This window comes from Thermoplasma sp. Kam2015 (assembly GCF_003205235.1).
In the GTDB taxonomy this organism is placed as follows: domain Archaea; phylum Thermoplasmatota; class Thermoplasmata; order Thermoplasmatales; family Thermoplasmataceae; genus Thermoplasma.
In genome coordinates this window covers 62,129-75,311 of the sequence record NZ_QJSM01000026.1, presented here as the reverse complement: position 1 = coordinate 75,311, position 13,183 = coordinate 62,129, and the positions used below count along the sequence as shown (strand labels likewise).

Here is a 13,183-nt window from a genome sequence, read left to right as displayed (position 1 = left end):
TGCATTTTGCATTGATGGATGAGGCATCTCTACCATTATTTAAAAAATGATGGGCTCATTCCGATCCGATTATGCACCCGCACATGCCGAATCGCTAATCATGTATGGCCGTTCCCATCACTTGGCTGACTTACACAAATCCAGTGATCTTCATTATCTCGACTATAACCACTATGACAAATATTGAACCTATAGCCTCATAAACCAAACTTTCCCTTATTTTGTTGGCTGTTGTCGAGAAAAAATAACCTGAGATAAGCGAAATCGATCCTATTATGGCTGCATCTAAGAGGGAAATCCTTCCCACAATGATATACCCAGCTGATCCGCTCAGAGCAGAAAAGATCATTGCAAGCGTGGCCGTTCCGACCATCTTTTGAGCACTAAGCGAAAATAACAGCATAAGTATACCTATGAACATTATTCCGCCACTCGTACCCAGCGTTCCAGTTAGTACGCCTACGGGTATGCTAAGAAGAAATGCTAGAAAAAAATGCGATCTGGTGTTGTCTGCGTTCTTCTCCTTTATGTTAATTCCATGGCCCCTCGCCCTTCTGAACATCTGCACAGCAAGCGCCATGGTCAGTATTGAAAAGGCTATCTCAAGCGGGGTCTCTGACACGCTTATGGCTATCCTTATTCCTATCTGAGTTCCAAGTAGTGCACCAAGTCCCATTATCAATGCCGGGGCTATGTCTATGTTCTTGTTTCTAAAATAGACGTAGATGACAGTCGAAGTTGTTATAACGTCAACTAGAAGACTTGTTCCAACGGAATCCTGAAATGTAAGGCCCATGAGACTCAAAGCCGGTACAACGATCAAAACACCGCTGCTTCCTGTTATTCCTGTCAGAGCACCAACTGAAATACCGATCAGAATTAATAGAAGTAATAAAGGCATAGCCCCACATCAAATCATCCTAATTAATCATGTTCAACCTTTATTTCATTGCAGAAACGAAACATTTGCCTTCATGAATGTGGAAAATAAGGAAAAGCTTATCAATCGTTAGAATATTACGATTTCCAATTTGTTGTTCTGATACGATGGCCGGGGTGGGGTAGTGGCTATCCTTGGGGACTGTGGATCCCCGGACCCGGGTTCGATTCCCGGTCCCGGCCCTGAAGTTCAGAATATCATTGCATGGAATTTTTAAGGTCAAATTGCATAATATTAATATGATTCCGCCCTTAAACTCCAAGAGAGCTCTATTTATAACGTCAGCTCTGGCCATAATATCAGCATGGATCACGATTCTGGTTTCGATTATGTTCAATCCATGGTTTTCTGTCACTCATAATGCATTGAGTGATCTCGGTGGAGGAAACCTAATTCAGAACGGGCATCCAGCTCCAACCTTTCCCTTCATCTATAATGATGGAATGATTTTAACTGGTCTTTTTATAGGAATCTTTTCATCGTTTGGAATATTATATTCGAAGAACAAGGTCGAAACTTCGGGGCTTTCTTTCTTTATAATATCTGGGCTGTTCCTCGCCTTGATAGGTATATATCATGAGGGTACCTATCCGCATAATTTCGTTTCCATATGGTTCTTCATACTATCGAGTATCTCATTTTTTACCATTAGTCTGTCCAGAGTGATGATGAAGAATTACGGAAGCGGTCTCTCTTCAATTATTATAATCATGATTTCTTGGTTCATAGAGAATGCTGTTAAATGGGGTTCAGTTGCCGAAAGCGAAATATTCGGAATAATCGTGATAGATATCATAGTCATAATATATGTGATGACCTGGAAGTAAACCTATGTCTGTCTTCACCTATTTTTCAGGTCTGTCGTTATAGAGAGGTTAGGGATTTGGAGGAAGCAGTAAAACTCTTTTTTCGAACAAGAGATACACGGAATTCCCACAATAGAATTATACCTAAGTAGGATCGGTGCGAACCGAATACACATCCGTGGTCATAGCGATATATGGCTTGTACGGATGTCCGGAAAGATAGAGATTCTTCGATGAAAGGAAAAATCGAGGATTCAGCTTAGGAGTAGCTCACGAGTCATGAAAAACATGCTGTTTAAAGTCGCTTCAATGAAGATTTACAAATTATGATTGACCTGAGCTGTTTAACGAAGTTTTTAACGGAATCTGATGGACCTGAAAGAGCTTTAAATCTCAGCAACTTTTGCGATGAGATACACAAACTTCAACTAATCATGAAATTCAATGAAAAATGTGCAAAACTGATGAGAGGAGAGCTGGTGCAGTTCCAATACACGCCCCTGGTCATCGTGCTTTCTGGTCTAACTAGAATATACAAGTACGAGCAGATATCTTTTCACTGAAAGTAGGATCAGTAGACTCAGCTTAGGTGTAGCTCGCATATTGAAAGAAGGCAGAATTTTAATACACAATTATTGATAGGGAATGCTTATCCACATATCTAGTCAGTTCTGCCTCTCCAATGTCGCCGTCATGCAATGGGCGCCGCCATATCCTCCTGTTAACTCTATAAGCTCGGCATTGATATATTCAATTCCTGCCGATGAAACGTCTCTCCTGTCAGGAAAGATCCCATCTGACATTTTGGAAAGCTCTTGTCTGACTATATTCTCCGTTACCGCATCGAAAGCACCATCTGATATTAACCTCTTCACAACGCTTTTGACCTCAACCGATATTATTCGTCTGTCTCTGACGGTGAGAAAGTTTGAAGAATAGGCCAGCTGTTCCGGTATGCTGAGATCAATTATGTTGAAATTCTTTGATTTAAGATAGTCAAGCAGGGTCGATTCACCTACCCTTTCATAATTTCCTGATGATGCTCTTCCGTATATCGTTGCTTTTGCGCGTGATGCCAGATACATGGATGTCACGGCTATTCCATCACCAGCTATATTGAAATAGGTATCGAGGTGCATATTCACCATGTTGTCTCCTTTAGAGAATTCGTATTTCGGATTTTCTACGATAATAACCTCATCGCTTGTAATCATGCCTGAATTCATAGCAGAGAAGGCACCATTCAGATCAGTTCTCAACCCCACGCCGATCAGACTGAAACTATCCGCCGGCATGAAATCGCCCCCTTCAAAATGTGAACTTTGCGGAACCTTGAAAATATTTGCTTCCCCCATCGCATTTCTGAAGAAAAATTCGGTGATCTCAGTTTCTTTCTTTCTCTGATCTCGTTTCATATTGCCAATGATCATACCTCTATCAGCAACAGCCTGTTGATCTCTCATGAAATATAGATTTGCAAGTGGAATATTGGAATAAACGGTAGGATAAACTGCTCTGTTCTCATAATCAGTCTTCAGATCAATGGACGGTTCTAGGACCATATAATCGAAAAGTGTGGAACTGTCTAGTTTTTCTAAATTTCTTTGAAGATCCTGCATTGCAGATCTTACTTCATCCATCTTTCCATAGAAATGGATGTTCTGAAGTATATATTCTATAAGCTTTCTCCTGAATTCGGGGGAGTTTTCTGCATGTTCTATTATCTCATCCTCCAGCCTCCTAACCCTTACACCCTCTTCTTCTAATATCTCCTCCAGCCGCCGATGTTCCCTTATAGCCTTCCCTACATTGAATGCACGTTCAAACAGAAAAGGTTTTGGAGCAAGCATGGCATATTCGATTTCTATGGAAGGCCTGTGTATCATCACCTCTTTCAATGGATACCATTCAGCCCGAGAACGCATGAATCAGTATACTTACGAGGTATTAGTAATCTAGCACAGTCACATCATGTTTAAGGTTCATAGAGAAGTCAGGGTTTGGGTGAAACGGCAAATCTCAACAGCTTCAGCGATGAGATACATGGACTTTCTTCAATAGAAATAATCAATATAAATTCTGCAAGACTGATGAGAATGGAATTGGGACGGTTGGAACATCAGACTATAGACAGCACGATATGAGGCCTATATTGAATCAGATATATAGGCAGAGGTCCCTTCGCTGAAGGAAGATCCGAAGATTCGGCTGAGGAGTAGACACAATATATGCATGATCAAAAGAACTCATCAATAAGGAAACCATCATGCTGTGGAGACGAATTGGACGATGAACAGCATCAACGATGAAAGTATTTTAAAAATAGTGATGGAGAATGGATCAATTTACAGATTGTATGGTAATATAGCTGAGAATATAATCTCAGGAAGTGAAAAGCTGAATATTCCCATATCAGAATATGTAAGAAAATACACAAGATTCAAGCAAGCAGAATATGTGGAAATTTTAAAGAGAAAGTCTAAAGGATCGGTTGAGAAACATTCGGATCAGAAATCCATCGAGATATTCTTCAACAGCCATCTATGCCTGGATATCAGACATCATATAAGAATCTCCGGCCCTGAGGCCAGCAGAATCATTGAAGAGGCTTCGAAGAGGAACATGAGCGTTGAAAAATATCTCATGAGCAGGGAGTCTCCTTATATGGGGGTAGAAAAAGTTATTGTAACCTGATCAATGTATCGGTGTCGAGGACACCATCCAGCTCCCTGATCTGATCTACAATCCTGTTAAGATTGTCCGTCGAGTCTGTTCTTATCCGTATCGCAACATCTATCTTACCGCTGAATTCATAAACCTCTCTAAATCTGCTTTTGATCTTCTGAAGTGCATCCTTGTACCTTTTATTATCTATTTTTACGAGTACTAGGGCATCTATAGTATCATCGCTCGTTTCTACCGTGAATCTCTTTATGATCCCGTCGTCCATCATCTTTTTGATACGTTTTCTAACGGTTCCTTCAGACACATTCAAGACTTTAGCTATCTCCGTATTGCTTATTCGCGCGTTATCCATCAGCAGATTGAGAATGTCTCTGTCTTTTTGATCCACGACCATATAATTCCTCTCCAATTAAAAATTTAACTATGCGGTTATGACGCTAATCGCATAGATCGAAGATTCTATCCTCATATTTTGCAATCTATAACCTCAAGGTACGCCATTCAACAATTGATAGAAATTGCAATGCATCGACGTTCATTAAGAATATTGATGAAATCAGATATAATGCATCCGGAATGTGTGTCGGGCGATGGAAATTTCAGATTTTCATGGAATATGTGAGTATAGCTATAGGTCATTTCATAAAGCAGAGAGTTCTTTCAGCTGAAACTATAGTACACACGAATAATGCGATAAATAAGGCATGGTATCTTCATGGAAACTTTAGTAAAGTTTATATTGAAGAACATATTTATCCGTTTGCTAGGTGATAAGCAATATGATGACGGGACAGGTTCCAATTCTAGTTCTGAAAGAAGGTACCCAGAGGGAACAGGGTAAGAATGCACAGAGAAACAATATTGAAGCAGCAAAGGCCATTGCCGATGCTGTCAGAACAACTCTTGGTCCAAAAGGCATGGACAAGATGCTGGTCGACTCAATCGGAGACATAATAATATCAAATGACGGTGCTACGATATTGAAGGAAATGGATGTAGAACACCCGACAGCCAAGATGATAGTGGAAGTGTCTAAAGCCCAAGATACGGCTGTCGGTGACGGTACGACTACTGCAGTTGTCCTGTCTGGAGAGCTTCTGAAACAGGCTGAGACGCTGCTCGATCAGGGCGTTCATCCAACGGTGATCTCCAACGGATACAGGCTTGCTGTGAATGAGGCAAGGAAAATAATAGATGAGATCGCCGAGAAGTCAACGGATGACGCAACGCTGAGGAAGATCGCTCTCACAGCCCTCTCTGGCAAGAACACAGGGTTATCGAATGATTTCCTCGCGGATCTAGTTGTAAAAGCGGTCAATGCCGTTGCTGAGGTAAGGGACGGTAAGACAATAGTTGACACTGCAAACATAAAGGTAGACAAGAAAAATGGCGGAAGTGTCAATGACACTCAATTCATAAGCGGAATAGTCATCGATAAGGAGAAGGTACACTCCAAGATGCCTGATGTTGTCAAGAATGCAAAGATAGCCCTTATAGACTCGGCCTTGGAGATAAAGAAGACTGAGATCGAGGCAAAGGTACAGATATCAGATCCAAGCAAGATACAGGACTTCCTGAACCAGGAGACAAACACATTCAAGCAGATGGTTGAGAAGATAAAGAAGAGCGGTGCAAATGTCGTGCTCTGCCAGAAGGGTATAGACGATGTTGCACAACACTACCTTGCAAAGGAAGGCATATACGCTGTTCGCAGAGTTAAAAAGAGTGACATGGAGAAGCTGGCTAAGGCCACAGGTGCAAAGATCGTAACAGATCTGGATGACCTGACGCCATCTGTCCTCGGCGAGGCTGAAACCGTTGAGGAGCGCAAGATTGGCGATGACAGAATGACCTTTGTGATGGGCTGCAAGAATCCAAAGGCCGTCAGCATACTCATAAGGGGAGGAACAGATCATGTTGTCTCTGAGGTTGAGAGAGCACTCAACGATGCCATAAGGGTCGTTGCCATAACCAAGGAGGACGGAAAATTCCTCTGGGGTGGAGGAGCTGTTGAGGCCGAGCTTGCCATGAGATTGGCCAAGTATGCTAACAGCGTGGGAGGCAGAGAGCAGCTCGCAATAGAGGCTTTCGCCAAGGCACTGGAGATAATACCGAGGACTCTGGCTGAGAACGCTGGAATAGACCCGATAAATACCCTCATAAAGCTGAAGGCTGAGCACGAGAAAGGGCACATATCTATGGGTGTGGATCTTGACAACAACGGCGTTGGCGACATGAAGGCGAAGGGTGTCGTAGATCCGCTCAGGGTCAAAACGCATGCCCTCGAAAGTGCGGTCGAAGTGGCAACGATGATCCTCAGGATCGACGATGTTATTGCAAGCAAGAAATCCACCCCGCCATCTGGTCAAGGTGGCCAGGGCCAGGGAATGCCGGGCGGCGGCATGCCAGAATACTGAGATAGCTGCTCTGGCATTATTTTTATTGTCCTTCACACATTCATTTTTTATTTTATTTTTGAAACTCCTGGTATTGAGAAATTCTGAGGCCATTCCATCGGTTAGAAATAACAGATTACCATTGGTAATTATTTAGTAAGAAAACTTTATTTGCAATGCTGAATAGGAGGAAAGATATGCTCTCCAGCAGTATTAAATCCATAGACTTCGTCAAATCGGTGGAGATAGTCCCATCGAGAGAATCCGGTACGGAGGATCTCTTGAAGGCCGCAGATATGCTGGATGGCAGAGTTAATGCACTGACATGTCCTGAAAATCCACGTGGAAGCCCTGGAATAGATCCAATAATGGCATTATACATAATTTCCAGTGAGCGAAATATAATCCCAATTCCGCATATAACTCCCAGAGACAAAAACAGGGTTTACATACTTTCGCAGATAGAAACTGCAGCAAAGGTGGGTATCAGAAATTTTTTCACTATAGGCGGCGACCCCATAAATCCGAAATATGAGTCTAGAGAGGTCAGAGAGATAGATGTCATGGAGATCATGAAATTGGTGAAGAGCAGGGAGAATACCACAGTTGGGGCCGCCCTCAACCCGTACAGAGAAGTGGAGCAGGAGATAGTTGGTGCAAAGCTGAAATCTGGCGCTGATTTCTTCATATCGCAGGCCATATATTCTCCGGAATACCTCGAGAAGGACTGGATAAGAAGGCGAAACTTCAAGCTCCTTGCTGGATTTCTCCCATTGACCAAGAAGAGTCAGGTCAAGTTTTCCCAAAATCTTGGTATAATGATACCGGAGGAGATAAGAGAACGTCTTCTGAACAGTGATGATATCGTATCCACCAGCGTCAGGATAATAACCGAGGTATTTGACGAAGTAAAAGAATATGTAGATGGTATCCATATTATGCCGCTCGGGCATAACGAGGTTGCCGCACAGATACTTGAGACTATCTGAGGTGTTTATATGTTGAAGACACTTGTTTATGGGCTTTATCCAAGAAGCGAGAAATTGAGGCGAAGCTATAATAGATGGGAGAGAGGCATGATTAAGACAGAAGATCTCTCCGAGATCATAAGAGAGGAGAAGAACGCGTTCTATGAAATGATGGAGATATCCGGGATAGAGATATATACGGATCCGCTGTTTAACTGGTACGATATACTCAGACCGATTGTCCTATCTATGGAGAATGTGAAGCTAGGTCCGCTCACCAGATATCTTGAAACTAATACGTTCTACAGAATGCCTGAGTTTTATGGGATTCCGCGTATTTTCAAGGATCTGACAAAGTTCGAACAGCTTGAAGAAAATCCACCGCTGCCTGCATATCAGCTTGACAGAAAATCTTCGCTGTTTCTACCTTCTCCATATTCATTAGTTAGGATGTCAAGATTGGAGGCCGATCTTAGAGAGGATGTTCTACTTAGATCGGTGGTGGATGAATACATAAAGATAGTGAAGGCTTTCGGTGGGAGAAAGCTTGTGCTTTTCGATGTCTTTGATTATGGAAAGCACAACATCTCCTATCTTGATCCACTTCTCCAGTCAACTGGTGTTATACTAATTGCCAAGGGAACCCCGAATGAACAGAACCTGAAGGGCTTGAAACACAAATTTGAAACGTTGGTGGCCGATGGCGTCGACAGAGATCTGATCAATTATTCAGACAGCCTAGGCATAAAGGCTGTAAGCGCCCATAAAACAAAGATAGAAGGCGCTTCAATTGAGAAAAAGATGGATGATTCCGTGGATCTCATCACGCATGATGATTATATGGACTTTCTGCCCAGAGAGATAGCAGATATAAAGGTAGAGGTGCTTGGAAAGATGGGTGATACGGCATGAAGGAACTGATAACTCAGGAAATTGGAAGTTTTCGCAAACCAGAATATCTTGCCAGAGATTTTCACAAGATTGAGGGTACTCCAAGATTCAAAGAGCTTGCTGAAAAAGCCACAAGGGAAACGCTTGAGGTATTCGAAAGATCTGGCCTTGACAATGTCGGAATAGGAGGCGAGATGTTTCGCTGGGAAATGTATGAGCATCCGGCAGAACGCATCAAGGGAATAATATTCTATGGTATGGTTCGTTCCTTCGATAATCGTTACTACAGGAAAGGATCTGCCATAGACAGACTCGAAAGGAGAGAACCATTCCATGTGGATGAGGTCAATTTCGTGGCGAGATCGACCGATAGACCTCTAAAGGTCCCAATCACAGGCCCATACACCATGATGGAGTGGTCATTCAACGATTACTATGAGAGCAGAGAAGATCTTGCTATGGAGTTTGCAAGAATAATAAACGAAGAACTGAAGGACATACAGCGTACATGGGATAAGGTTTCGGGTGGACGTAAACTTGAGATCCAGATAGACGAGCCAGCAACGACCACGCATCCTGATGAGATGGATATAGTTGTTGAGTCCATCAACAGGTCGGTGGAGGGTATAGATGGCGAAATAAGCATGCATGTATGTTACAGCAGGGACTACAGATTGCTATACGATAGGATACCAGATCTCAAAATTGATGGATACAATCTGGAATATTCAAACAGAGACCTTCTGGAGCGTGGATTAAGCGATGACAAGAGGCCAGGATTCAACGATCTGAAATATTTCACCGAGATCAATGAAAGCCTTCAGAGGAGAAAATTCATAGGCATAGGAGTAACGGACGTACACATAGATTACATTGAGCCGGTGGAACTGATAGAAGACAGAATCAACTATGCATTGAAGATAATCAAGGATCCGGAGATCGTGAGAATCAATCCAGACTGCGGTCTGAGAACCAGGAGCAGGGAGATAGGAGAACAGAAACTTAGGAATATGGTAGCCGCAAGGAACAAGGTACTGAAAAATCTGTAGATGGATAAATTTTTTAAAACAACATTTTTCATATTTTCGCGGATTCCTGAGTTAGATCAGCACGCATCAAACAATTCTTTGAAAATACGATAATAATATTAACTATATTTGTAATATGAGGTTTAATGCAGTTGTCTATAAAACTTATGGTACTGACGATGATCGCGGTTCTTCTGTTCTCGTCATATGCATATTATCTGAACGGTACTGACAATGCATATGTGAGATCCAATGATATGAATGTCAGCAATTATAATATCACTTCCGTTAATTATAATAAGGCTGATAATATAATTATAGTCAATTACAGCGGTTTATCTTTTAGTATATTCAGATCGATGGATTTTAAATTTCATAAAATGGGTAATTATCTTATAGTCTCAGGATTATCCAATTTGGAATTTTCTGAACTTGCCGGCATATTGAAGAGTTTTGATATTGGTTACATCAGCATGCCTCAGAATTTAACCGCCACCCCATATATAGATGCAGTGCCCATGCAGCAGTCAAACGCCCTGGTCTACTATCCAAATCAGATATATCAGGCATACAGCTATATTCCAGCGTTTTCTAGCGGCTTAACTGGGAAGGGAGAGACGATCGGAATAGTCGATGCGTTTGGGGATCCAAATCTGAACTATGATATATTTGCCTTCGACCACATGACTGGGCTTCCAGCCGTTAATCTGAGTGTCATATACCTGAATTTCACGGGGTTTAATGTCGATGAGCATTGGGTTGAGGAAACAAGCCTTGATGTTGAATGGGCGCATGTTTCAGCCCCAGATGCCAGGATTGTACTGGTAATAGCGAATAACGATACCGTATCGTCATTGACGTCTGCGCTCAATTATATGATAAACAACGTCAAGCCTAATGTTATCTCTCTCAGTTGGGGTATAGCTGAGAGTCAGGTTCCTAAATCCGATATAATTGCGATGGATTCTATATATCAGGAGGCGAGCCAACAGGGCATAACTATAGTGGCCGCCTCTGGCGATAACGGCGCATATGACGGTACAAGCAACCTCACAGTGAACTTCCCAGCATCATCGCCATATGTTCTCTCTGTTGGAGGAGTATCACTCTTTGCGTTCAATGGAAAATTCTCAGAATCTGCCTGGGGCGGTATGTCAAGTGGTAAAAGTTACGGAAGCGGCGGAGGATATAGTTCCGTTTTCATGAGGCCCATATGGCAAGATCCACCCAACTACAGTTCGCCTTATAGAGGGGTACCGGATGTATCTATGATAGCAAATCCAAATACGGGTGTACTGATGATATCAGATGCCAGGGCATATGATGCTGGGGGTACAAGTCTTGCCGCCCCTCTGTGGGCAGGAATAGTGGCTCTAATGGATCAGGCTAGCAACAGATCGCTTGGGCTGGTCAATCCTCTCCTGTATCAGATATCAAACACAAAGCTCTACACAAATGCTTTCACACAAGTGACATCCGGCTCAAATGGCTATTATAGCGCCGGACCAGGCTGGAATCCCGTGACTGGTCTCGGAACGCCAATAGTCTCGAATCTACTCAACGACAGCCTTGCAACGATGGAACCGTATGGTTCAATGTACCTCTTCAATGCATCGGTTTCATCGGTGTCTGCTGAATTCTCCGTTTCAGATGGCAATTCAACGTATTCATACGTAGGTTTTTATTATAATGCCTCTAATTATATATTCGCGGGCGTGATGAATGATACGAACAGATCATACATTGCCCTAATGGCTGCTGAAAATGGAATTTCATACGAGGCAAATGCAGCTCCCGTAAAGACGGGCGGAGTCTTCGTTGGTTTATATGCTAATTCGTTCAATAATATTACCATACAATATGGAAATAGGAATTTCACATACCATATGTTTTTCGCGAACCTAGGAATAATGAGACCGGTCACAGGCGTGGAGATGGTTGGTGCTATGGATAATCTCAGTGCACCAAGGATATTCATTGATCATCTCATGATAGATGGAAAAGGTTATGGAAATTTCAGTGCCGTGCAGCTACGTTATTCAGGAATCGGATCATCCTACGATTCCCTTTCTATCGCCATAGAAAAGAATGGAAGTCTTATGGCTGAAAGGTCCTATTCCTATGTACATAATGTAATAGAAGGATCGACCCATAAACCATTCATTGAGTACAGGCTTGCTATGGGGCTTCCGGCCAAACTGTATCTGTCGCTCAACAATAGCGCTCAGACCCAATTCTATCTTGATGGAAAAGAAGTCAGCATGCCGTTCACAACCTACGGCGCTCTGAACCTCGAATTCAACACAACCTATAATGGAACAAATATAACTGCAAATATCTCTATTCCGGGAATGAGCGGTCTAACGCTGATCTTCAAACCTGTATATGGATATTCACCAGTGACAGTCCTCATAAAATATGATCATTTCTATTCAGCTGCTGTTAAAAACAATTCACAGATTCCAGTTGTGCAGGGAAATTTAACCTTTATACTGTCATCCAGCAGCTTCTATAGCCTAACTGAGACAAGAAACATAGTTAAAAACACAACGATCAATGAGACTATGTATCCGATGAATGCAGATGTGATCCTTGACATATATCCGGCTCCACAGAACGTCGCACTTTCTAATTATCCTTTGAGAATGATCGATGGGCATTATACTGGAAGTTTTCATCCCGGAACATACGAACTCAATATATCAAAACCTGGATTCAATAATTACTCTGCGAACGTATCATTGTCACCCGGAGAAGAATACATCGATCAGATAGATCTTGTTCCAACGATCCCTATGATAAGGATATCTGGAAATGTAAGCGACGGTTTATTTAAATTTCCCATACCCGGCGTGCTCGTAAAGACGAATTCAACCTTTGCATATACAAACCGCAGCGGTGGTTATACAGTCTTCTCTGACACCAGGACGGGCAACGTAACGTATAGCTATCCGATCTACAGCACCGCCGTCATGAATTATAGCGGTGATCCATCTGAAACGTTGTATCTGAACGTTGATCTTTATCCGTTGAATGTATCTGCATTATCTTTATTTACGCCTAAGATATTGAACGTTTTTCCATTTCTTTTCTATGTCACATATATATCCTGGAACACGTACACCGGACCGGACTTCGGCACATACGAGATATTGATATCTACCAGCAGGTCCATGGCAAATCCTGAAAAGCTATTAATCTCGCAGCAGACGCAGAACAGCCTATTCATACTTGGTACAACTCCTGGACACAGCTACTATATTCAGGAGGTGCTCATGCTCAACAACGGACAGTTTTTCCAGAGCCAGGTCACGGTGATGTCATATTCCAATCCTGTGTACCTTGGTCTCAATCTTGTCATAGTGGTGGCCATCCTCATCTATGTGTATTTCGCGATCTCAATATTCATGAGGAGAAGGAGGTAATGTTCCAAGTACTGCAGTATAATGGCAAAATGGGGGCGTGAAAA

General features: G+C 42.4%; 11 protein-coding genes and 1 tRNA gene. 9 read left to right on the top strand and 3 right to left on the bottom strand.

Features of this window, described 5'->3' with window-relative positions; translation table 11 throughout:
* Positions 1–130: 130 nt before the first annotated feature.
* Positions 131–901, bottom strand: a complete 771-nt coding sequence (locus DMB44_RS05945) for a sulfite exporter TauE/SafE family protein (protein WP_110641783.1) — start codon at positions 899–901, stop codon at positions 131–133.
* A gap of 149 nt (positions 902–1,050) precedes the next feature.
* On the opposite strand from DMB44_RS05945, the gene DMB44_RS05940 reads away from it, so the two are divergent.
* A tRNA-His gene (locus DMB44_RS05940) sits at positions 1,051–1,122 on the top strand.
* Between the two features lie 57 nt (positions 1,123–1,179).
* Entirely contained in the window at positions 1,180–1,767 is a 588-nt protein-coding gene (locus DMB44_RS05935; protein WP_110641781.1) for a DUF998 domain-containing protein, read from the top strand.
* A 644-nt stretch (positions 1,768–2,411) separates the two neighbouring features.
* Here DMB44_RS05935 and DMB44_RS05925 read toward each other — a convergent pair.
* Entirely contained in the window at positions 2,412–3,632 is a 1,221-nt protein-coding gene (locus DMB44_RS05925) for an arginine deiminase family protein (protein ID WP_237265328.1), read from the bottom strand.
* Between the two features lie 114 nt (positions 3,633–3,746).
* On the opposite strand from DMB44_RS05925, the gene DMB44_RS09345 reads away from it, so the two are divergent.
* Both DMB44_RS09345 and DMB44_RS05920 read left to right on the top strand, forming a co-directional pair.
* Positions 3,747–3,890: a hypothetical protein gene (locus tag DMB44_RS09345; RefSeq protein ID WP_153280176.1), complete on the top strand. Its 144-nt coding sequence runs from the start codon at positions 3,747–3,749 to the stop codon at positions 3,888–3,890.
* Between the two features lie 127 nt (positions 3,891–4,017).
* Positions 4,018–4,440, top strand: a complete 423-nt coding sequence (locus DMB44_RS05920) for a hypothetical protein (RefSeq protein ID WP_153280175.1) — start codon at positions 4,018–4,020, stop codon at positions 4,438–4,440.
* Here DMB44_RS05920 and DMB44_RS05915 read toward each other — a convergent pair.
* Positions 4,427–4,825 (bottom strand): Lrp/AsnC family transcriptional regulator, encoded by a 399-nt coding sequence (locus tag DMB44_RS05915; RefSeq protein WP_110641773.1) that lies wholly within the window; start codon positions 4,823–4,825, stop codon positions 4,427–4,429. The two genes, DMB44_RS05920 and DMB44_RS05915, sit on opposite strands and share 14 nt — an antisense overlap.
* Before the next feature lie 385 nt (positions 4,826–5,210).
* Between DMB44_RS05915 and thsB the strand changes: the two genes are divergently transcribed.
* From thsB to DMB44_RS05885, 5 genes are all read left to right on the top strand, one after another.
* A complete protein-coding gene (gene thsB, locus DMB44_RS05905) occupies positions 5,211–6,848 on the top strand; it encodes a thermosome subunit beta (RefSeq protein ID WP_110641769.1) in 1,638 nt (545 codons plus the stop codon).
* Positions 6,849–7,024: 176 nt separating this feature from the next.
* Positions 7,025–7,816 (top strand): methylenetetrahydrofolate reductase, encoded by a 792-nt coding sequence (locus DMB44_RS05900; RefSeq protein ID WP_237265327.1) that lies wholly within the window; start codon positions 7,025–7,027, stop codon positions 7,814–7,816.
* A gap of 9 nt (positions 7,817–7,825) precedes the next feature.
* On the top strand, positions 7,826–8,707 hold the full coding sequence (locus DMB44_RS05895) for a hypothetical protein (protein WP_110641766.1): 882 nt from the start codon (positions 7,826–7,828) through the stop codon (positions 8,705–8,707).
* Positions 8,704–9,735 (top strand): methionine synthase, encoded by a 1,032-nt coding sequence (locus tag DMB44_RS05890; RefSeq protein ID WP_110641763.1) that lies wholly within the window; start codon positions 8,704–8,706, stop codon positions 9,733–9,735. The genes DMB44_RS05895 and DMB44_RS05890 overlap by 4 nt, the downstream gene beginning before the upstream one ends.
* A gap of 125 nt (positions 9,736–9,860) precedes the next feature.
* Complete coding sequence (locus DMB44_RS05885; protein ID WP_110641762.1) at positions 9,861–13,139, top strand: S8 family serine peptidase; 3,279 nt, start codon at positions 9,861–9,863, stop codon at positions 13,137–13,139.
* The last annotated feature ends 44 nt before the right edge of the window (positions 13,140–13,183 follow it).